This window comes from Prochlorococcus sp. MIT 1201 (genome assembly GCF_047303415.1).
Lineage (GTDB): Bacteria > Cyanobacteriota > Cyanobacteriia > PCC-6307 > Cyanobiaceae > Prochlorococcus > Prochlorococcus marinus_D.
Map to the genome: position 1 here is coordinate 1,937,606 of NZ_CP138947.1, position 21,712 is coordinate 1,959,317.

A 21,712-nucleotide genomic window follows, 5' to 3' on the forward strand; every position below is an offset into this window, starting at 1 on the left:
ATCTAAAAGCTGATACGCCTGAGGCCATGGCTGCTGGCTCCACCGGGGAACGCCCTTTTTTCGAGATCGTCACTAGCATCCGCTACTGGGTGATCCACGCCGTTACCCTGCCGTCGATCTTCCTCGCCGGCTACCTGTTTGTGTCCACGGGCCTTGCCTATGACACATTCGGCACACCTCGCCCTGATGCCTATTTCCAGGCAAGCGAAAGCAAGGCTCCTGTCGTTAGCCAACGCTACGAAGCCAAATCCCAACTCGACCTGCGCCTGCAATAAACCATGGCTCAATCTTCTTCTGCACCTCTTCAAGCGCTTAACGTCCGTGTCTATCCGATTTTCACGGTGCGTTGGCTCGCTGTACACGTCCTGGGTGTACCCACAGTGTTTTTTCTTGGCGCCATAACCGCCATGCAGCTCATCCGTCGCTGATCCCACTCCCAAACCATGGAGCAAAACCCAAACCCGAACAACCTGCCGGCAGAACTGAACCGCACCAGCCTTTACCTAGGGCTTTTGCTGGTTTTTGTGACAGCCGTTCTGTTTACCAGCTACTTCTTCAACTAAGGGATCTGAAGCATGAGTACGAAACTTAAAGGCCCTGACGGACGCATACCTGACCGTCTTCCAGACGGCAGTCCAGCCGTTTCATGGGAACGCCGTTGGACAGAAGGGTCCCTACCCCTATGGTTAGTTGCCACAGTTGGCGGCATGGCGGTCCTCTCAGTCCTAGGCCTCTTCTTCTTCGGCTCCTTCACTGGAGTCGGTTCCGCTTAATTTAGAGTCAAGATTCTGTGTGTAAACCCCTACCTAGCAGGGTGGGGATTTACATGCAGAGTTAGATCTTCTAAAAAAACAAAAACTGACCATCAACTACCGCCAAACTCGCCCCAATAAGGTCTTGTAAAGAGGTCAAGTTTGCGGCGGGTTTTGTCAGTTACATGTTTTTTGGCGGTTAGCAAAGCATCTTCCAAAGCATTGTGAGCTGTGCTGACGGGACGAATATCTGCAACCATTTTGGCTGTTGCCCGAACGATCTTTGTGGCCAACTGTGCATTGGCCCTCAGATTTGCAAGCACCATCTCTACAGTCACGCTGTCATGGTGACCATGCCAACAATCGTAATCAGTAACCATTGATAAAGAGGCATAGGCAATCTCTGCTTCCCGAGCCAGGCGAGCCTCAGTGTGATTGGTCATTCCGATCACCATGCAGCCCCAACTCCTATACAGCTTCGATTCAGCTCGAGTGGAAAAGGCCGGACCTTCCATCGCCAGATAGGTACCACTACGATGCAATTGGCGTCCATCCGGCATCAGACTTTCGCCAACATCAGCTAACAAGCGAGAAAGCGTGAGGCAAAAAGGATCAGCCATTGCCACATGAGCCACCGCCCCATCTCCAAAAAAAGTCAGTGGTCGCTGATGAGTCCGATCAATGAATTGATCAGGTACCACCATGTCTAAGGGGCGCACCTGTTCCTGCAATGAACCAACTGCTGAAGGCGAAAGGATCCAACGCACACCAAGCGAACGCATCGCCCAAATATTTGCTCGATAGGGAACTTCCGTAGGCAAAAAAGTGTGATTACGCCCATGGCGAGCAAGAAATACCACCTCCATACCGTCAAGGGTGCCGAGTCGAAAAGCGTCCGAAGGCTTTCCAAAGGGAGTATCAATCTCCAATTCTTGAATGTTCTCAAGGCCTTCGATGGCATAGAGACCACTGCCTCCCAAAACTCCCAAACGAGCGCCTTCGAGAGGAGAAGTTGTGAGGCGATTCAATTAACGTCTTTCAGCTTTAAATAGCATAGCCCGTCAATAACTCGATCAATACTTATAGCCTTCAAGGGCTTCATACATACAACTGATAGTCGAAGTATCACATCAAGCCATGAGTTTAATTAGCAAACATTTATTCAACCTTCAAAAAATTAACTAGCCAAGGTCTCCAGCAGAAAGAATCCATCAATCCCTGAGATAACTTACAAAGTGTTGACGATCAAGATGCATGCACACACACGTGAAATAACAATTAGATGATTCAAGCGGACAATCATCTAAAGAGCCGCCTTGGTCCACTGCATTGGGTTGAACAAGAGTAAATCCAAACTGGCTTAAAAAGCATTTTAAAAGCTGAAGGCGAGGTTTATCTTGATAAGGTTAATTTAAAAAAGAGTTAACTCATAAACACTAGAGGCACTAACCCAGGCAAAGGTTAGACCAGGCCTAATGCTTTCATTCAGCCCAAAAGGTTACTGGGCCTAGCAATAATCAACAAGCCACACTTGAGCTAATCTTCAACCATGACTTCAATGCCGAAGCCTTGCTCGCAGCAAGGCTCAATGTATTAGTAGCCAAATATCACAATGGGCGATTGCACCAGGATGAATGAACCATGCAACCTAACCGCTTTAGAAATTAGGATCTGCCCAGGCATAACATCGACTCGATCAACACTGCCCAGGATCATCTAAATGGTGAAAGGTCATGAACATTGATGGCACAGCCTGGCGCACCATCTGGCTTGAAAAAGATGGGCATTCAGTCGGCGTGATCGATCAAACCCAACTGCCACACAAGTTCAGCACCCTCAAGCTCAGCAACTGCCAAGAGGCCGCAACCGCAATTCGCACCATGGTGGTGCGTGGGGCTCCATTGATCGGAGTCACCGGGGCCTATGGATTAATGCTGGCCCTACAAGAAGACCCCAGCGATGACGCCCTAGAGGCGGCCTTTAAGCAACTCAATGCCACCCGGCCAACAGCAGTCAATCTGCGCTGGGCCCTCAAACGAATCCGAGACAAAGTAAAACCGCTTCAACCAGCTAAGCGGGCAGAGGCCGCCAGAGCCGAGTCTGCCCTCATTGCCGAGGAGGACGTGGCCATGTGTGAGGCCATCGGCAACCATGGCTTAGCAATCATCCAAAAGCTTGCTGCAGGCAGACCAAGCGTGCGACAACAAGAGCCCATACAAGTGCTCACCCACTGCAATGCTGGCTGGCTAGCCACCGTTGATTGGGGGACCGCGCTGGCACCGATTTACAAGGCCCACCGGGCCGGCCTAAACATTCATGTATGGGTTGACGAGACACGCCCCCGCAACCAGGGCGCGAGCCTCACTGCCTACGAACTAGGTCGTGAAGGCGTACCCCATACCGTGATCGTGGATAACGCAGGTGGGCACCTTATGCAGCAAGGATATGTTGACGCAGTCGTCGTAGGTAGCGACCGAACCACACGCAGCGGTGACGTGTGCAACAAAATCGGCACCTATCTCAAGGCCTTAGCGGCCCTAGACAACAGCGTGCCCTTTTATGTAGCCCTACCCGGCTCAACAATCGACTGGTCAATCTCGGATGGGGTCGCAGAAATCCCTATCGAAACCCGCTCGGCGATGGAAGTGACCCACATCCAAGGACGAAACAACAACGCTTCTAGCAACCACCAACTCACCACCGTGCAACTCACTCCCAATCAAAGCGAAGGATTCAACCCTGCTTTTGATGTAACCCCTGCGCGCCTCGTAACAGCCCTAATCACCGAGCGCGGAGTCGCGGCAGCAAGCGAGACGGGTCTCATGGAGCTTTACTGCGATGATTAGAAATCAAAACCAATAAATGAAAAATATCACTACGGAAAGATTGATCAATGACCAATCAAACTCAAGGTCGTCTTTAATTATAGAAAAATCTTCACAGCAGCACTCAATCCTCACTATCCATAGATGCTAAACATGAGATGAATTGAAATCACTAAGGTCGACTCAACTTACACACTCAAATACAAAGAAGATCCTTACATTGCTACTCCCTAAGACTTGACTGGAACCTATGAAAAGAAGCAAATCACCATCGAAGTTAAATACTTTGCAAAAAGATATGTCATTGCACATAGCAACCTTTTATTCCTCAGTTTTACATCTTTCCAATGCCAGAGCTAAAATAGTTCATTAGATCTAGAGCTCGGCAATGATCAACAAAAGGCTGCTCGACTTGACAGGAATAGCAAACATTATACTCTGCTATATATGGCCACACAATCATTCAAAATCCTAAGCATCCGAGGCTTTAGAACTTTTATATCAACATCTTTTTCATCTACAAAGCCCAGACGGAACAGCATATGCACAATCACCAATCAGTAAAAATTCAGCCATCTGGCTGAGAATCTCTTCAGTCAACACTTCATCCCAAGGAATTATAATTCTTGGCATGGCAACCTCTCAACGAACTGCCTAATAAAGCTTTGACCCATAAACATCAGCAAAGGAGAAAGCGGAGGAACTTCAGCGCGACTGAAGTAACGTTCCCGTCGATACGCACCAATCAATGACGTGCCAAAACCGCTGGTCGGATGCCGAGGCACAAGCTGCCATCAAGTCTTACGCCGCGCAGGACGTCTCTGAAGACCTGGCTCTCCGCACTTACACAGCCCGTCTGCTCGGCTCAGATCCCCAGCTAGTGCTGCATGGCGGAGGCAACACCTCGGTTAAAACCAGCTGCATAGGATTGTTTGGCGATCACATACCAGTGTTGTGCGTGAAGGGCTCGGGCTGGGACCTATCAACCATCGAGCCGGCCGGCCATCCTGCTGTGCGATTGGAGAACCTGCAAGCCTTAAGAGATCTATCTGCACTTAGCGACGAAGACATGGTTGCAGCTCAACGCAGCAACCTGATCGATCCATCGTCACCCAACCCTTCGGTTGAAGCACTCCTACACGCGTTCTTACCAAGCAAATTCGTCGATCACACCCACGCAGTAGCTGTTTTAGCCCTAGCAGATCAACCAGATGCCGAACAGATCTGCCGTGAACTCTACGGTCGACGTGTCGCGATTGTTCCCTATGTCATGCCTGGCTTTCAACTAGCCATGGCCGCCATCAAAGCCTACGAACAAGCAGAAGTAGAAGCAGCTCAAGCGGGAGTTGAACTTGAAGGGATGGTGCTTCTCAAGCACGGCTTATTTTCGTTTGGAGCCACAGCACAACAAAGCTACGAGCGAATGATCAACTTGGTGCGTGAGGCGGAAGAGCGTCTTGGGGACACTCCAACGCTTTGCCTACCACCACCAACCAATCCAGCTCCTAAAACAAACATCGCTGCAATTCTGCTCCCGCTTTTACGTGGTGCCCTGGCTCAATCCGCAGCTGTGCATAACGCCCCCCAACGTTGGCTTATGGAGTTGCGCTCAACCCCACTGGCACTCCAACTAGTCAACGACATTCACCTCCAAGACTGGTCTCGCCGTGGAGTCGCTACCCCCGACCACGTGATCCGAACCAAACCCTGGCCTCTCATTCTCAACAAGCCTCCACAACTCCAAGGAGATGAAGCGATTGAATCCTGCCACGTGCTGGAGGAATGGCTCCACTCAGCAAAACTGGCATTAGAGAAATACATCAACTCATATCAGGATTACTTCGAGCGTCAGAATGCTCGCGTTGGGAGCCATAAACAACACCTCGATCCACTACCAAGGCTGATCGCAATCCCTGAACTTGGCCTCGTTGGCCTAGGACGTTCAACAGCCGAAGCCAATGTCACCGCAGATATTGGTGAAGCCTGGGCCGCCACACTGATGGCAGCTGAATCAGTGGGACGTTTTCAACCAGTCAACGAGGCAGATACCTTCGAGATGGAGTACTGGAGTCTCGAACAAGCAAAGCTCGGCAAGGGCAAAGAAGCACCACTGGCACGCCATGTTGTCGTGGTCACTGGTGGTGGTGGTGGAATTGGTGCAGCGATCGCCCTTGCCTTCGCCAAGCAAGGTGCACAAGTTGTCGTACTTGACAAGAATGGTGAAGCAGCAACAACGACTGCCAAAGAATGTGGCTCAAGCGCTCTCGGACTGAAGTGCGACCTCACCAATGCTGCTGAGGTTCATGATGCATTCACGACAATTGCAGCTTGCTTCGGGGGCTTAGACATCGTGGTATCCAATGCTGGGGCGGCTTGGAGCGGAAACATTGCCACTCTTCCAGAATCCAAGTTGCGAGCAAGCTTCGAGCTCAACCTATTTGCTCACCAGCACGTTGCACAAGCTGCAGTTCGCCTGTTTCGAGCCCAGGGCAATAGAACGACAGAAACCAGCAAATCCTTAGGCGGACAGCTGCTCTTCAATGTCAGCAAGCAAGCGCTAAACCCAGGCCCTGGTTTTGGAGCTTACGGAATTGCAAAAGCGGCATTGCTGGCACTTATGAAGCAATACGCCCTGGAAGAAGGGCCCTCAAGCATTCGCTGTAACGCCATCAATGCAGATCGGATTCGGTCCGGCCTGCTCGATCAGGCAATGATTCGAGAACGAGCGGAAGCGCGCGGCATCAGCGAAGCCAACTACATGGGTGGGAACTTGCTCGGTGCAGAAGTCCGAGCAAGTGATGTGGCAAATGCTTTCGTGGCATTAGCCTTAATGCCGCGAACCACTGGTGCATTACTAACAGTAGACGGCGGAAATGTTGCGGCGATGGTGCGTTAACGCCTACATGCACATGCATATCAAGCTCTCGGTCAAACCTCATAAAAGCTTCGATACCACTGAGAGAAGCACTCCACCCCCTCTGCGATTGGGGTCGACGGCCGAAAATTCACCCAGGCCTCAAGAGCAGATGTATCAGCAGCAGTGGCCATCACATCACCAGGTTGCATCGGCTGGAAGTCCTTCACCGCTTCCCTCCCGAGAGACTTCTCCAAAAGCTCAATAAAATGCATCAACTCAATGGGCTCGCTATTACCAATATTGAAAAGACGGTGGGGTACAGCAGCGGTGGCTGGATCAGGGTTCCGCGGATCGAAGCCTAAATTTGCGGTAGCAGGCTTGTCGCAACAACGAAGTAGCCCTTCAACGATATCGTCGATATAGGTGAAATCACGCTGCATCTTGCCGTAATTGAACACCTTGATGGGCTCGCCAGAAAGAATCGCCCTGGCGAAGAGCATCGGAGCCATGTCCGGGCGGCCCCAAGGTCCGTACACAGTAAAAAAGCGCAATCCTGTAGCAGGCAACCCATACAAATGGCTATAGGTATGAGCCATCAATTCATTGGCCTTCTTGGTGGCGGCATAGAGACTCACCGGGTGATTCACAGGCTGTTGCTCGTGAAAAGGCAAGTTGCGATTGCCACCATATACCGAGCTACTTGAGGCATACACCAAGTGCTGCACTCCTTGATGACGACATCCCTCAAGGATGTGACCGAAGCCCACCAAATTGGCCTGAATGTAGGCCGCAGGGTTCTCCAATGAGTAGCGAACACCTGCCTGAGCCGCCAAATTAACGACCACCTGAGGCTTCTCAGCCTTAAACAGTTCCTCTAGGCCTGCACCATCTTCCAAGGCTATTGGATAAAAAGTCCAAGACGCTGTAAGGGAAGCCGCTTCAATCTGAGCAAGTCGTGCCCGCTTCAAAGACGGATCGTAGTAGTCATTCAGGTTGTCAATGCCAATGACACGGTCACCCTGGGCTAACAGCCTCTGCACGAGGGCAGCACCAATGAATCCTGCAGCACCGCTAACAACAACGCATCGACTCATACAGCACCATCTCCAACTCGCCAAAGCATCAAGCCTGACGATTTCACAGCTTCTGGATCGACAACAGCACGAGCATCAAACACCCAGGCAGGTTGACGCATCAAAGGGGCCAAGGCGACCCAATCAAGCTGTCTAAACTCATGCCACTCCGTCAGGATCAGCGCAGCATCAGCACCAGCGACTGTATCGGCAACGCTAGTGCCGGACCACCAGGTTCCTTCGCCGCTAAGGGCGGCACGGGTAGGGCCTGCCTGGACATCTGGCGGGGAACTAGCCGACAGCTGCAAATCAAACGCAATCTGTTGCGGATCCACCTTCGGGTCATAAATAGCCAGCTGAGCACCCTCCTCAAGCAGATCATGTGCGATACGAATCGCCGGCGCTTCTCGAGTGTCGTTGGTGTCTGCCTTAAAAGCAAAGCCGAGCAGTGCCAGCCGCTTACCTGTAACCGTTCCAAAAAGCTTTTGAACCACCAAACGAGAAATGCGGTGCTGCTGCCAAGTATTGAGAGCTACTACGTTTTCCCAATAGTCCGCTACATCCGGCAAACCAAAATGACGACAGAGATAAACCAGATTGAGGATGTCTTTCTGAAAACAACTCCCACCAAATCCAGGCCCAGCTTGAAGGAACTTGGAGCCAATACGAGAATCGCTTCCAATAGCGCGCGCCACCTCACGAACATCCGCACCAGTGCGTTCGCAAAGAGCCGCCACTGAGTTAATGGAACTGATGCGCTGAGCAAGAAACGCATTGGCGGTGAGCTTGGAGAGCTCACTGCTCCAAAGATTGGTAAGCAGAATTTTCTCAACTGGCACCCAATGGCCATAAATCTCTGCCAAAGACTGAATGGCAACGGGGTTTTCACCACCGATCAACACACGGTCCGGCGACTCCAAATCACGAATCGCCGTGCCCTCGGCAAGGAACTCTGGGTTGGACAACACAGAAAAACTAATCGGTAGTTCTCCATCAACCGCCTGCCGCTGAGCTGCCTCAAGAATCGAACGCACAACTTCAGCGGTTCGCACTGGCAGCGTGCTCTTCTCAACCACAATCGTGTGACCCTGCGCAGATTGAGCAACCTGACGAGCACAAGCTTCCACCCAACGCAGATCACTGGCCTGACCGGCCCCCAGCCCTTTTGTTTTGGTTGGTGTATTCACCGAAATGAACACCATGTCAGCAGCAGCAATCGCAGCGTCCACCTGCGTAGAGAAAGTGAGATTGCGCCCGCGAGCCCGGTCGACCACCGCATCCAACCCAGGCTCATACACAGGCAGTTTGTTGAGATCAAGGTTATTCCAAGCAGCAATGCGGGCCTCATTGAGGTCCACCACGTTCACCTGAATCTGTGGACAGCGATCGGCAATCACCGCCATAGTCGGACCGCCTACGTAACCCGCACCAATGCAACAGATGTTGCGGATCGGGAAGGTACTCATAGCGTTGTAAACAGCGAGTTCAACAAAAGATGAGGGGAGAGGCCTGCTCAGTCATGGCAAAAGATTAAGTGGAACCTCAGCCTGCGAAGAAAGTTATACGAAGTCATTCTTGAAGCAAACGAACAAGACCAGTGACATCGTCGAGTCGATGGAGTTGATCGATGGGAGTCGGATTGGCTTGAGTTGTTGCCTCCTGCAAATACTTAAGGCGTCCCTCGCCCCGCTCGACCTCATCATCACCAATCACCAAGGCCCAGGTAGCCCTACTGCGACCGGCACGCTTGAACTGCTTATTAAAGGCAGCTCCAGAACTATCCAGCTCCACCATGAGCCCCGCAGCCCGTAGCTGATGGGCAATGACCAGGGCGACTCGTTCCGCCTGCTCTCCCCGATTCACCACATAAAGATCCGGACTCGTGGAAGCCGTTAAGCGAGCAGCTGATCCACTTGGATTAATACTCGCCGCAGCCTCAAGCAAAAGCATCAACCGCTCCATACCAAGAGCCCAACCAAAAGCGGGCGTTGGCGCCCCCCCTAGCTGCTCAACCAACCCGTCATATCGGCCTCCTCCACAGACTGTGGCCTGGGCCCCAAGCTGATCGCTAGTGATCTCAAAAGCGGTATGGCCGTAGTAGTCAAGGCCGCGCACAAGACGAGGATTGAGTTGACAAGGTATCTGGAGAGCCTCCAAGTCGACCTGAACCTCCTCAAAGCGGGCCTTACTCTCCACGCTGAGCGCCTCAAAAAGCGTGGGAGCATCCTGCAACAATTCACTGATTGCAGGATTTTTACTATCAAGAATACGCAGTGGATTGGTATACAAACGCTTGCGTGAATCGTCATCAAGCTGGTCACTGCGGGCTTCTAGCCACGCCACAAGCTCCTCTCGATACTTCTGTCGATCCTGAAGGGTGCCGAGGCTATTGATCTCCAGAACAAGACCTTGCACCCCCAAGTCGACCAGAAGTGCCCAGGCCAATGCAATGACCTCAGCATCACTACGAGGACTACCAACCCCGAGATACTCCACACCAATCTGATAAAACTGTCGTTGCCGACCAGCCTGAGGTCGCTCATAGCGAAACATTGGACCGCCATACCAAAGACGCCGTGGCCCCTGACTTAACAAGCCGTGCTGTAGAGCAGCACGCACAACAGAAGCGGTTCCCTCCGGCCGAAGGGTGCAGGATCGATCACCCCGATCAACAAAGGTATACATCTCCTTTCCAACAACATCTGTAGCTTCACCAATGCCACGTGCGAAGAGTTCAGTCACTTCCAGAAGAGGCGTGCGAATTTCCTGCAACCCTGCTCTGCGGAAGTGATCTCGCGCAACGCTTTCTACCGCCTGCCAGCACCTCGTCTGTTCCGGCAATAGATCCACCATTCCTCGCAGGCTCTGCAGCTGAGTCACTCTTCACCGACAACCAGTAGGCAGTCTGCCGGGCCAGTGATCACCAAGCTCGATAAACGAGGCAACCAAACACGTCGCGCAATGCCCCTGAACTGTTAGCGAGGCTGCAGGCCGCTGGCAACCACAACAACGGATCAAGCCACAAGCGATCTGCCCAAGCCCAGCAAGCCTTGAAATCAACAAGAAATGGCACCACCTTGAGCCCCCCTACGCTCAAAAAGCCCTGAGCAGGACGCCTATGGAAAGTACCGCTCGCAAGAAGAATCCTGATAGATAATGATGCGTTAACTGATCTCAACAACTGACTGATGGTGGTGGCCTCTGCTGCTGTATTCACCACTGGCGGAGTCCTGACCATTGCGGTACCAATGTGGGCCTAAAAAAACACCAGCGAAATACCACGCCAACAAGCAATTGAATGAGGTTCAATCCCAGAGGCAAACGATTGATGCGCAAATAGCTGATCACGAGTCGAAAAGCTCTCGGAAGTAGGCGATGGTGGGTCGAAGCCATCAATCTGGTGTATTTGATGCTGCCAACGAAATGCTGCAATGGAGCATCGCTAGGCAAGAGTGTGTTCATTCATCGATAGAGAAGGATTGATTCGCTCGCACTCCAGCTCAGCCAAGTTTCAGGTCATGACTTCAACGAGGTCCCGAAGCATTCGAAGTCTTTGATGGAGTTCAGGGTTGAGCTACTGCCTTGAGGACTACGGTTCTGAACATTGAAGGACAGCTCACTATCACAACGAAAGGGGGCCGACGATGCCCCGCAGACTCTGCAATGGCTCCTCTGGTCAGCTGATCATTTCAAGAGTCTTATGAAATGGAACAGGTACAGCTCCTAGCCTGACTGCCTAAGTCATTTAATTTGCGATGGCCGAGTTGTTGATCACGGGTGGTGCCGGGTTCATTGGCAGTCACGCCTGCCTGGTGCTTCTGGAAGCCGGCCACAGACTAGTGATACTCGACAACTTTTCCAATAGCTCAGCTATTGCCTCAAAAAGGGTAGCCGAACTTGCTGGAGTGGCCGCTCAAGAGCGAATGCTCGTATTGGAGGGAGATATCCGCAATAGCAACGATCTAGATCGCGCTTTCAACTCAATGGAAAACGGCATCGCGGCTGTGGTGCACTTCGCCGGGCTTAAGGCAGTTCATGAATCAATTCAGTGGCCACTGAAATACTGGGATGTGAATGTGGCTGGCAGCCGCTGCCTGCTGGAAGCCATGCAACGGCATAACTGCCGCACGATTGTTTTCAGCAGCAGTGCAACGCTCTATGGCTATCCCGAGCAAATCCCAATCCCTGAGACAACTAGGGTGCAACCGATCAATCCATATGGTCAAAGCAAGGCAGCGGTGGAGCAGTTGCTAGATGACCTGGCCTGCAGCGAACCTGGTTGGCGCATTGCCCGATTGCGCTATTTCAATCCAGTTGGAGCCCACCCCAGCGGCTGCATCGGCGAAGATCCCAAGGGAACACCCAACAACCTTTTCCCTTTTGTGAGCCAAGTAGCAGTGGGCCGGCGAGCGGAACTCCAAGTATTTGGAGCCGATTGGCCTACACCCGATGGGAGTGCTGTGCGCGACTACATCCATGTGATGGACTTAGCTGAGGGACACCGAGCTGCACTGGAGGTACTGCAACGAGAGGAACCGCAACTCCTCACTCTTAATCTCGGCAGTGGCAAAGGCCACTCGGTGTTGGAAGTTGTGCAGGCCTTTGAAAAGGCAAGCGGCCAACCCGTTCCATACAGCATTAACCAGCGCCGCGCTGGAGATGCCGCATGTAGCGTCGCAGATCCAAGACTGGCCGCCGAGCGGTTGGGATGGTATACACAGCGCAGCCTTTCAGACATGTGCCGCGACAGTTGGAATTGGCAGAAGGCCAATCCACAGGGCTACAGCCAGGAACAACAATGAAACCATTGTTGTTCCCCAAGACCAACACATAGCCAGGCCAGACCTAGGGTCAGCAAGTCGCTGTGATGCCCTTGTCCTGGCGCGATCCTCGCCGCAACTTGCTGACTTGTGTAGGCCTAGATCTGCTTGGCCTAGTGGGAGTCCTGGCTGGATTATCAAGCATCTGGTCACAACCGCTAACGGAACAACTTGGCTGGATGGTGACAACGATCACGGCCTATTTACTACTGGGCTGGCTGTTGGGCACATACACCCTGCTGAGCTGGCGCCGACTGCCCCGCTGGACACTGATCCAACGACTGGGGCTTTGCCTGCTGACCACATTGATGCTGGTGGCGATCCTGCGCTGGGTGATCAATCCACCACTAGACATCTGGCTGGTGCACCGCAGCACCCAGATGTCATGGCTGCTACCAACAACACTATGGTCACTCCTAGTGCGAGTCAGTCTGCGCAAGGGGAGACTTCAGGCTGAAGAGCCCAAGCTGATCCTTCTAGCCTCCGAAACAGAAGCAGATCAGACCCTTCAGGCCTGGCGACAAACACCCACAAGACTCATGCCGAAATGGCTACCTGCTGCAGAGGTAGCAAAACAACAAGGGCCATTAGTGATAGCTGTATCACCCAACTTCAGGCACCAACCTGTTTGCAGCGAATTACTCGAAAAATTGGAGCAACGCGACCCCCGCGAATGCAACCTGACAACACCTCTTGCCCTTGCAGAGCGACAACTCGAACGACTGCCTCCAAAGCTGCTGCCTGAAGCCTGGCTGAGCTATTCCGAAATTCCCTGGAACATGTTGTTCAGCCCTCAACGCCAACTCAAGCGAGTAGCAGATGTTGTATTAGCAATGCTGCTGTTGGCGGTGACAACACCGCTATTCCTGCTGCCAGCGGCCCTGCTGATCTGGTTAGAAGATCGCGGTCCGATCTTTTACATCCAGGAACGCAGCGGCTGGTTAGGCCAGCCATTCATGGTTCTGAAACTCCGCACGATGAAAGTGCTACCACCTCATGCCCCCATCAGCTGGACAATGCCGGGCGACCCACGCATCACCCGAATAGGCAACTGGCTGCGACGCTCGCGCCTCGATGAACTCCCTCAGCTCATCAACGTGCTGCGTGGTGACATGAGCCTGATTGGACCGCGACCTGAACGTCCTGAAATAGAGCATGAACTGGAAGAAAGCATTCCCCACTACCGCAAGCGCCACTGGATGCGCCCGGGATTAAGCGGCTGGGCCCAGGTATGCGCCCCCTATGCCGCAAGTGTTGAGGATTCAGAGCTCAAACTCTCTTACGACCTCTATTACCTCAAATACTTCAATAGCTGGCTAGATCTCATGATCCTGCTACGCACAATTAAAACGGTGCTCAAGGTGGGTGGTCGTTGAACATCTCGCCACAGGCAACACGGTCAACTGCCAACGCAATACCAAGCCTCAACTCCATGCTGCGCTGATAAACCATGACGGCTGATCACCTCGTTCTGGCCGGGGGGGGACATAGCCATGCCCTGATGCTGCGTCGCTGGGCCATGCGTCCCCAACTCCGACCTGCAGGACTGATCACCCTGATCAACCGCCACAGCAGCACCCTCTACTCCGGCATGGTGCCTGGTCTCATTGCCGGTCATTACAGACACAGTGAAATCGCGATCGACCTCCGTCGCCTCACAGACCGAGCTGGCGTGGCACTCATCATTGCCGAAATCACAGCAGTGGAGGCCCACAACAATCGCCTGCTCCTCGCCAAGCGTCCTCCCATACATTTCCAACGAATTAGTTTCGATGTGGGCGCCGAAACCTTCAACAAGGGTCCTTACCTTGGACGAAGCCAGGCTGCACTGGCAATGCCAATCAAGCCTTTGGAGCCTGCCCTGGCATGGCTTGAACAGCAAGACAGTCAGGTGCTGCTCAATGATTCCACGCCACTGACGGTGATCGGGGCTGGCCTGGCGGGAGTAGAAGTGGCGCTCGCCCTTCGTCAACGCTGGCCCAAGCGCCCTTTAAATCTGCAGGCGCATCATGGGCAACCCAGACCAGCTCTAAAACAAGCCCTCTCCAGGGCCGCAATCGTAGTAGTGCCAAGCGGAACTCCCTCGAGTGGCCCCGCCCTGCTCTGCACTGGCAGCCAAGCCCCCGCTTGGCTTGCTAACAGTGGCTTTCCCGTGGATCCCTTTGGGCGTGTTCGCACCACTAAGACACTTCAAGTCATCAACCATCCCCACTGCTTCGCCGTCGGCGACTGTGCGGTGATTGATAAGGCCCAGCGGCCAGCCGCAGGGGTATGGGCCGTGCAAGCCGCAAAGCCTCTTGCCCAAAACCTAGAGCGGCTCAGCCGTAGACAACCCACCCGTCCATGGCAGCCACAACAGCATGCCTTGCAAATACTGGGAGGTCAGCTGACCTCCGGGAGGTTCACCGCCTGGGCTTTTTGGGGCAACCTGATCATCGGGCCCCATCCCTGGCTTTGGTACTGGAAAGAAGCTATCGATCGGCACTTCATGGGGAGCTTTAACGAACTCCCAAGCATGAGCGGCGTTCTCAAGCGACAGGAGAGCATGGCTTGCCGAGGTTGCGCAGCCAAATTGGCTGAGAAGCCTTTAAACGATGCCCTAAAGCAGGCAGGCCTAGGGGCTCTTGGGCAACAACCTGAGGACGCTGCCTTGATTGCCAGCACATCATCAGGCGACAGCTTGCTGCAAAGTGTCGATGGTTTCCCTGCACTGATCAGCGACCCCTGGCTTAATGGTCGCTTAACCACACTGCATGCCTGCTCAGATCTTTGGGCCAGTGGTGCGCATGTGATCTCTGCACAGGCTGTCATCACCCTGCCCAAGGTGTCTTCTGAACTTCAACAAGAGTTGTTGGTCCAAACGCTCAAAGGAATCCAAGCAACCCTCGAACCGCAAGGCGCCAAATTAATTGGAGGGCATACCCTCGAAGCCCGCAGCATTCCCCCCCAACCAATCAATCTTGGGATCCAGCTCACCCTTAGCGTTAACGGCAAGGTGGCTTCTGGGCGTGCGCCTTGGAGCAAAGGCAAGCTGCAATCGGGAGATGTCCTGCTCCTCAGCCGCCCCATAGGCAGCGGCGTGATCTTTGCTGCAGCCATGGCAGGAGAAGCTCACCCAGAGGATCTCGACGCTGCACTTGCGCAGATGACAATCAGCCAGCACAACCTCCTGACAGCGCTGCGCAGCCTTGAAGAGAGACATACAGGAATGCAAACCATTCATGCATGTACCGACATCACCGGCTTCGGACTACTGGGCCATCTCGGTGAAATGCTCAGTGCAAGCAATCACCAACGCCATAGAGCAGGGCTACAACCTCTACGTCTCATCCTCGAAGCCGCCGCCATTCCCTCCCTGCAGGGTGCTCTACCGCTACTCAAAGCTGGCTATTCGAGCACCCTGGCCCCAGCCAATCGCCGCAACTGGCACTTGCTCAATCCAAGCATCAACGGCGAACCCGCACCGATCGAAATTGCACTGAACGATGTAACGCCAGGCAGTGAACACCACCAGGCACTGCTCGAACTCATGGTGGATCCACAAACCTGCGGCCCATTACTCCTGGCCTGTTCAACCAAGATCGCCTCAGAGCTGCTCAGGGACGGGCCTTGGCAACGCATCGGCCAGGTTCAGCCGATGTAGAGGTTGCTGCTCATTCAGTTGAAGTTAGCTACTGAAATTCACCAACATTGGACGTCGTCAACGTGCAACGCAAGATGCGTCTTTACTCAATCTATGGGCCATCCTCCCGACATTCATACCCCCCTCTTTCAGCTCTCTTAATCAGAGGCTTGAGCCGCCGACGCATTGATTGGTCAGGACCACTACTCCCAGCCCAAAGCGCCGCCAGAACAACATCACCTCAACGCCACCTGCTGATCGATCAGCTCCAGCCTGAGCCGCTGTAATTCGGCCCCCAAAGCCGGACCGGGTCGCCAGCCCTGATCAATCAAAGCCTGTGCCGATACAGGAGACTTCACCTGCCGCCAACGCCCCCACCAACGCAGCAAGGGTCGCCACATCGGTACACCCAAGCAAACGCAAAGAGCAACCGCCTCTGGCTGCCAACCATTGCCCTCCAGGGTTTCGCACCAGCGAGCGGGCGACCACGTCGACAAACTCTCAGCGACCTCTAGCGAAGCCAACAAAATCTGCAATTCGGCCGCTTCCGCCAACAACCTTTGCTGCAATTGTGGCAGCTGCAAGCGTTCTGCCATAGCCAGAGGATCCGCAGCTCCGGCAACCAATGCTGTCAGCAACGGCAGCTCCAAGCGCCAGGCCCAGCGCATTCGACGATGCCAGTTTTGATCAGCCTGAAGGTCCTCATCAAGTAACACCAGAGCTCCCCAGTCCTGCAAATGAGCCACTGCCTTCTGCCAAGGCTCCCTTTCCAATAACAACTCCAGCTCCATCCGCAACCGCGTTGAAAGGGCTGGCGGTGCCAGCTTCGGCGCTTCGCCTGGACGCCAAGCCCAAGGCCAGGATTGAAGAGTGGAGCGCACCTGAGCGAGAGCCTCAGGCGCCAATACAAAACCAAGCCGGGCCGCATAACGGGCCCCTCGCACAACTCGCGTCGGATCGTCCGCGACACTGTTTAAGTGTAAAAAAACCAGCTGACGCTTGGCTAAAGCCGCCCAACCATCATGGGGATCTAACAAGGTCATCCCTGGCAACTCCAAAGCCATGGCATTCACCGTGAAGTCCCTTCGGGCTAAATCTTCTTCGAGATGACCCTCCGTGACCTGCGGGTTTTGTCCAGGAGAAGCATAGGTTTCTTGCCGAGCAGTCGCTAAATCAAGCAATAACCCATCAACCACAAGTTCCACCGTTCCGTAAGCCCCATGCACACGCAGCTGCGGCAACTGCTCTGGCCCTACATGCCGGCGAAGTGCCTTGGCTAAAACCACCGCTGAACCCTCCACCACCAGATCGAGATCAGGCAAACCTCGCCAGGGATCAAAATGAACCCGATGCAACAGGCCATCTCGAACCGCACCGCCCACCAAGGCAAGGCGTTTAATCCCAACCTCCGACGCAACTTGCTGCAGTACCGCCAACAAACCCATTGGCAAACCTGGTCCATCGAATCCAGGCTCTGGCTTCAACAGACTCTCCATGGCGGTGGTATGCAGGAGAATTACCGCATCATCACGAACTTACAGTTTGTCTGCCCTCACCCGCTGCCTGCAGGAAGAGGCCGCGGCCATTGCCGCCGCTGCCGAACGACTAGGGACAGCAGAAGTTGAACAGGCCTTGGCCCTACTCGAGGACTGCGCTAATCAAGGCGCAAAACTTGTCATTACTGGTGTTGGGAAGAGCGGCATCGTGGCCCGCAAAATCGCCGCCACCTTTTCGTCTATCGGCCTAATGGCGATTTACCTCAACCCACTCGATGCAATGCATGGCGATCTGGGAGTGGTAGCCCAAGAGGACGTCTGCCTCATGCTCTCCAACAGCGGTGAAACTGCCGAGCTTTTAGAAATAATGCCTCATCTAAAACGACGTGGCACGTCAAGAATCGCCCTGGTGGGTCGTCGCAATAGCTCACTTGCCGACGGTAGCGATGTGGTGCTTGAAGCCAGCGTCGATCGTGAAGTGTGTCCATTGAATCTAGCGCCAACTGCCAGCACAGCTGTGGCCATGGCAGTTGGCGATGCACTTGCCGCAGTGTGGATGGAACGTCGGGGCATCTCACCAACCGACTTCGCTATCAATCATCCAGCCGGTGCGCTGGGTAAAAAACTGACAAGCACTGCAGAAGATTTAATGGTGCCCACTAAAAAACTTCATCCGTTAACTCCTAATACCCCCTTTCAAGAGGTCATTAGCGGACTGACCCGCGATGGGATTGGCAGTGGTTGGGTTGAGGATCCCAACCATCCTGGCCGCCTACTAGGAATCATCACTGATGGTGACTTGCGTCGTGCCCTTCGCAATCATCCAGCCGAAAAATGGGCCTCACTGAGTGCCATTGACTTGATGACAAAAGATCCCATCACTGTGGAAGCTGATTTACTCGTTGTGGAAGCGATTAAACAGATGGAACGTAATCGTCGCAAACCGGTCTCGGTCTTACCTGTGGTTTCAGCAGCAAGCACTGGCCGGCAGCTGCTCGGGCTGCTACGGCTTCATGATCTGATTCAAGCAGGGCTGACATGAGCGGCACCACCCTGATCTCCCAAACCCACCCCCGTTACTGGAACCGAGAGCTGCAATGGCGACTGCAGTGGAAGGCATTAGCTTCCATCGATCTACTGGTGATGGATGTTGATGGAGTCCTTACCGATGGTGGGCTATGGCTTGATGCTCACGGTGAACTGCAAAAGCGATTTGATGTGCGCGATGGACTGGGACTACGACTGCTCCAACAAGAAGGGCTGACCCTTGCTTTCCTCAGCGGTGGCAAAGGAGGTGCAACCGAATTTCGCGCTAAACAACTGGACATTCAGCATTGCTTAGTGGGAATCAAAGACAAAACAACAGCGCTATCCGAACTGCAACAACAGTTAAACCTCGCCCCTTCGCAGACCGCCTTTATCGGCGACGACCTCAATGACCTGATCGTGCGTCCTCTGGTCAAGCTCTTGCTAGCCCCTGCGGATGCCTGTCGTCCCCTTAGATCCCAAGCCGATGCCGTGCTCCAACGCCGTGGGGGGCATGGTGCAGTGCGAGAACTCGCAGAACGCCTACTAAAAGCCCGTGGTCAATGGCATCAACTGCGCAAAAAAGGCTGGAAGGACCGCAATGACTAAAACAAACTCGACGACACAACAAGGGGTCTTCCTTCTCGTGGTTGGCGCGCAAAAAGCCGTCACGTCTTGGCTCCATTACAGCTACATAACAGAGCCGATGCACATTTTGGCTTCTGCAAGGAATATCACATCCACGATGCATTAACTGTTCCAAAGCTAGTCCGCTATAGGCAACAACAAGGTTCATGGCTCAAGCCACACACTTGACGTCGCCAAGGCTTCTTCAAGGATACTGAGCGCTATTACGACTACTTCTGAAGTCTACTAAGCCAACCTCATATCAACCTAACCGGAGACATTACCCCCTCCTATTCATGCCTAAGCGCCAATACCCTGATGACAATCAAACGTGAATTTACGCCTCGCGGGATTCCTGTTCGACCGGTTTTTCTGATGCGTGACCCCATTGAACGAGTGATTTCCAGCCAACGCATGAAAATGCGTAAACGCGGCCAACTATCCCCAGACGAGGAAGTAGAAAGCCTTCGTTCTCTTGCTAAAAAACTGCCAAAACAAGTCTCGATTCGCAGTAATTATGCGCAGACTTTGGGTGCCCTAGACGAAGACCTTGGTCACGAAAACTGCTTCATCAGCTTCTACGAAACATTGTTTAAGCAGAAAACTTACGCGAACCTATGCAAATTCCTAGACATGAACTACCAAGAGCCACGCTGGGGACACAAGATTAATGTAAGTGCTACAGATACTCTAATACCAGAAGATATTTTAGAGCAGCTAGGGCTTTGGCAATCGCCTATCTACCACGCAGTTAAAAGTCAGTTAACAAATGTCAATATTGACTCAATATGGTCAACATCTGCAAATTGGTGCGGAGACCAATAAATGCCATTCACCTTGGCTTCACAGTCATGATTTCAGCATAACTTCCTAGCCTCCTCCAACTGCTCCTTCGTATCCACAGAAAGAGATGATCCTTCGACAGTAAATGTGGCAATGGTATGGCCAGCCTCAATTAATCGCAGCTGTTCAAGACGCTCCACATCCTCAAGTGGGGATGGTGGTAGATCCGCCCAACCAGCCAACACATCTCCTCGAAAGCCATATATCCCCAGATGCCCCCAGTAGGTGGCATGGCGATGCCAATCCAAAGGGTCCACATCACGCACATGCGGAATCGCTGAGCGGGAGAAGTAAAGAGCACGTCCATCCTGAGCAAGCAACGTCTTAACGACATTGGGGTTATGGATGGTCTCGGGCTTGAGTCGGTAAACCGGAGTTATCACAGCTGGAACAATCTCTCTCTGCTCGAACTCCATCGCCATTGTCGTCACCACCGCAGGGTCCAAGAACGGCTGATCCCCTTGCACATTGATCACTGCAGTCATAGCCAACCGCTGTTGTTGCTGCTGCTCCCAACGATCAGCTTGCTCATCCCAAGCCATGGCAACCAAATGATCGGCAACCGAAGCAATTCTTTCGCTACCTGAACTGCATGAAGCCGAAGTCATCAACACCGGGAAACCCCAGTCTTCTGCCATCTCTTTCAATCGATCACTATCCGTGCAAAGGACAACCGCCGTGGGCCCATGAGCCTGACTGCAGCGCTCAAGAACACGCTGCAGCATTGGCATCCCGCCGATATCTGCCAGAACCTTATTAGGTAATCGCGATGATTCAAGCCTTGCAGGCACGGCCACGACACTGCGTTGAACTCCCATCGGCATTAATCCCAAAGCTTCATCGCATCATCACGAGCACTAAACCATTCAGCCGCTAAGGCACCACCCATTGTTCGCTGATCGCGGAACCATGGTCCACCCAGAGTCCAATGCAGTAACTGGGGTCGTGTCTGCTCATCTGACAGCGCAAGGTCCTCCTGTACAGCAACCAAGTGGTTCCAACGCCCACCATCAAGAGCCCCAATCTCATGATCACCTGCAAGCCAGTGAAAACGATGCAAATCCAAACCCGTAGCCCTATTCACGTAATCAACTGTGAGCGCTTTGCAACGACAGCAGTTCAGCATCATTAGCGAGCTCCAGTTTTTTTTCGGGTAGGAGCTCTGCACCTCACCCAAGAATTTTTTTGTTTCTCCTGGCTCATGCTGATGCTTAACGCACATCACAGCCATCTGTTCATCTCGCTGTGCCCATAGCTCCGCGATATCACCACGACAAAGCATGTCGCAATCCATAAAAATCGCCCAGCCTTGATAATCCATCAGCTTCGGCACAAGAAATCTCGTGAAGGAGAATGCCGTGCTTTGCTTCGGATCGCGCTCCCGCCGAAACAAGCCTTGGCCTTCTAGCTGAGGAGTGACCAAAGGGGTGATCGCCAGCGGCATCGAGCTGTGCTGGTAAAGACTGTCAATCAGAACATTGGTTGCAGCTCTTTCACGCGGGTCGTAACCGATATAAATCGGTATCGGCGTGGTCATGACTGACATGTTTCGCTCATGAAAATGAGCGTAAACCTTTCTCGTCTCACTAACTCAATGGAGCAGACACCCAAGCCGAATCAGGCGCAACAAAATTCAACGTCGTAGCTCTATGACTTGAGGATGATGACAAAAGCAATGAAGCCCAACCAACGAACAGCAGCAGGAATCACATCCAAAGCAATGTCTCCGATTCAAGAATAGCAAGGCTGCGATTCTCCAAAGCTGGAGAAG

21 protein-coding genes are annotated in these 21,712 nt (G+C 53.2%); 12 read left to right on the forward strand and 9 right to left on the reverse strand.

Annotation, left to right across the window (positions count from 1 at the left end):
• Positions 1 to 26 precede the first annotated feature (26 nt).
• From psbE to SIB41_RS09410, 4 genes are read left to right on the forward strand one after another with little or no spacing between them, the layout of a single operon-like run.
• The gene (psbE, locus tag SIB41_RS09395; protein WP_011131262.1) at positions 27 to 275 is read left to right on the forward strand and encodes a cytochrome b559 subunit alpha; all 249 of its coding nucleotides are present in this window, start codon (positions 27 to 29) and stop codon (positions 273 to 275) included.
• Between the two features lie 3 nt (positions 276 to 278).
• A complete protein-coding gene (gene psbF / locus SIB41_RS09400) occupies positions 279 to 428 on the forward strand; it encodes a cytochrome b559 subunit beta (protein WP_011131263.1) in 150 nt (49 codons plus the stop codon).
• Positions 429 to 443: 15 nt separating this feature from the next.
• Positions 444 to 563, forward strand: coding sequence for a photosystem II reaction center protein L (locus tag SIB41_RS09405; protein WP_011131264.1), 120 nt, complete (start codon positions 444 to 446; stop codon positions 561 to 563).
• Positions 564 to 575: 12 nt separating this feature from the next.
• A complete protein-coding gene (locus tag SIB41_RS09410; protein WP_011131265.1) occupies positions 576 to 773 on the forward strand; it encodes a photosystem II reaction center protein J in 198 nt (65 codons plus the stop codon).
• Between the two features lie 92 nt (positions 774 to 865).
• Here the strand turns inward: SIB41_RS09410 and mtnP are convergent, their stop codons facing one another.
• Positions 866 to 1,780, reverse strand: a complete 915-nt coding sequence (gene mtnP, locus SIB41_RS09415) for an S-methyl-5'-thioadenosine phosphorylase (RefSeq protein ID WP_063404926.1) — start codon at positions 1,778 to 1,780, stop codon at positions 866 to 868.
• Positions 1,781 to 2,485: 705 nt separating this feature from the next.
• Between mtnP and mtnA the strand changes: the two genes are divergently transcribed.
• Together mtnA and SIB41_RS09425 are read left to right on the forward strand one after the other, a co-directional pair.
• Positions 2,486 to 3,598, forward strand: coding sequence for an S-methyl-5-thioribose-1-phosphate isomerase (gene mtnA, locus SIB41_RS09420; RefSeq protein WP_413358404.1), 1,113 nt, complete (start codon positions 2,486 to 2,488; stop codon positions 3,596 to 3,598).
• 727 nt (positions 3,599 to 4,325) lie between these two features.
• Positions 4,326 to 6,473: a bifunctional aldolase/short-chain dehydrogenase gene (locus SIB41_RS09425; RefSeq protein WP_413358407.1), complete on the forward strand. Its 2,148-nt coding sequence runs from the start codon at positions 4,326 to 4,328 to the stop codon at positions 6,471 to 6,473.
• A 32-nt stretch (positions 6,474 to 6,505) separates the two neighbouring features.
• Here the strand turns inward: SIB41_RS09425 and SIB41_RS09430 are convergent, their stop codons facing one another.
• The 5 genes from SIB41_RS09430 to SIB41_RS09450 form a co-directional block, all read right to left on the reverse strand.
• Complete coding sequence (locus tag SIB41_RS09430) at positions 6,506 to 7,528, reverse strand: NAD-dependent epimerase (RefSeq protein ID WP_413358410.1); 1,023 nt, start codon at positions 7,526 to 7,528, stop codon at positions 6,506 to 6,508.
• A complete protein-coding gene (locus SIB41_RS09435) occupies positions 7,525 to 8,973 on the reverse strand; it encodes a nucleotide sugar dehydrogenase (RefSeq protein WP_413358412.1) in 1,449 nt (482 codons plus the stop codon). Before SIB41_RS09435 ends, SIB41_RS09430 begins: the two co-directional genes overlap by 4 nt.
• A gap of 103 nt (positions 8,974 to 9,076) precedes the next feature.
• The gene (gene hisS, locus SIB41_RS09440; protein ID WP_413358415.1) at positions 9,077 to 10,387 is read right to left on the reverse strand and encodes a histidine--tRNA ligase; all 1,311 of its coding nucleotides are present in this window, start codon (positions 10,385 to 10,387) and stop codon (positions 9,077 to 9,079) included.
• A 40-nt stretch (positions 10,388 to 10,427) separates the two neighbouring features.
• Positions 10,428 to 10,745 carry a hypothetical protein gene (locus tag SIB41_RS09445; RefSeq protein WP_413358417.1) on the reverse strand — a complete coding sequence of 106 codons (318 nt, stop codon included), beginning with the start codon at positions 10,743 to 10,745 and terminating at the stop codon, positions 10,428 to 10,430.
• The gene (locus SIB41_RS09450; RefSeq protein WP_413358419.1) at positions 10,721 to 10,969 is read right to left on the reverse strand and encodes a hypothetical protein; all 249 of its coding nucleotides are present in this window, start codon (positions 10,967 to 10,969) and stop codon (positions 10,721 to 10,723) included. The genes SIB41_RS09445 and SIB41_RS09450 overlap by 25 nt, the downstream gene beginning before the upstream one ends.
• A 293-nt stretch (positions 10,970 to 11,262) precedes the next feature.
• Between SIB41_RS09450 and galE the strand changes: the two genes are divergently transcribed.
• The 3 genes from galE to selD all read left to right on the forward strand — a co-directional run bounded on the left by galE (position 11,263) and on the right by selD (position 15,970).
• Positions 11,263 to 12,309 (forward strand): UDP-glucose 4-epimerase GalE, encoded by a 1,047-nt coding sequence (gene galE, locus SIB41_RS09455; protein ID WP_063420497.1) that lies wholly within the window; start codon positions 11,263 to 11,265, stop codon positions 12,307 to 12,309.
• A 62-nt stretch (positions 12,310 to 12,371) separates the two neighbouring features.
• Entirely contained in the window at positions 12,372 to 13,703 is a 1,332-nt protein-coding gene (locus tag SIB41_RS09460; protein ID WP_413358421.1) for a sugar transferase, read from the forward strand.
• 74 nt (positions 13,704 to 13,777) lie between these two features.
• Complete coding sequence (selD, locus tag SIB41_RS09465) at positions 13,778 to 15,970, forward strand: selenide, water dikinase SelD (protein WP_413358424.1); 2,193 nt, start codon at positions 13,778 to 13,780, stop codon at positions 15,968 to 15,970.
• Positions 15,971 to 16,185: 215 nt separating this feature from the next.
• Here the strand turns inward: selD and SIB41_RS09470 are convergent, their stop codons facing one another.
• Positions 16,186 to 17,445 (reverse strand): CCA tRNA nucleotidyltransferase, encoded by a 1,260-nt coding sequence (locus tag SIB41_RS09470; RefSeq protein WP_413358426.1) that lies wholly within the window; start codon positions 17,443 to 17,445, stop codon positions 16,186 to 16,188.
• Between SIB41_RS09470 and SIB41_RS09475 the strand changes: the two genes are divergently transcribed.
• The 3 genes from SIB41_RS09475 (at position 17,444) to SIB41_RS09485 (ending at position 19,923) form a co-directional block, all read left to right on the forward strand.
• Positions 17,444 to 18,487, forward strand: a complete 1,044-nt coding sequence (locus tag SIB41_RS09475) for a KpsF/GutQ family sugar-phosphate isomerase (RefSeq protein WP_169189991.1) — start codon at positions 17,444 to 17,446, stop codon at positions 18,485 to 18,487. The genes SIB41_RS09470 and SIB41_RS09475 overlap by 2 nt on opposite strands.
• Positions 18,484 to 19,080: a KdsC family phosphatase gene (locus SIB41_RS09480; RefSeq protein WP_413358428.1), complete on the forward strand. Its 597-nt coding sequence runs from the start codon at positions 18,484 to 18,486 to the stop codon at positions 19,078 to 19,080. Before SIB41_RS09475 ends, SIB41_RS09480 begins: the two co-directional genes overlap by 4 nt.
• 336 nt (positions 19,081 to 19,416) lie before the next feature.
• Positions 19,417 to 19,923 carry a hypothetical protein gene (locus SIB41_RS09485; RefSeq protein WP_413358431.1) on the forward strand — a complete coding sequence of 169 codons (507 nt, stop codon included), beginning with the start codon at positions 19,417 to 19,419 and terminating at the stop codon, positions 19,921 to 19,923.
• Positions 19,924 to 19,955: 32 nt separating this feature from the next.
• Here the strand turns inward: SIB41_RS09485 and kdsB are convergent, their stop codons facing one another.
• Both kdsB and SIB41_RS09495 read right to left on the reverse strand, forming a co-directional pair.
• Entirely contained in the window at positions 19,956 to 20,759 is an 804-nt protein-coding gene (gene kdsB / locus SIB41_RS09490; protein ID WP_413358433.1) for a 3-deoxy-manno-octulosonate cytidylyltransferase, read from the reverse strand.
• A 5-nt stretch (positions 20,760 to 20,764) separates the two neighbouring features.
• On the reverse strand, positions 20,765 to 21,478 hold the full coding sequence (locus SIB41_RS09495) for a glycosyltransferase (protein WP_413358436.1): 714 nt from the start codon (positions 21,476 to 21,478) through the stop codon (positions 20,765 to 20,767).
• Between the last annotated feature and the right edge of the window lie 234 nt (positions 21,479 to 21,712).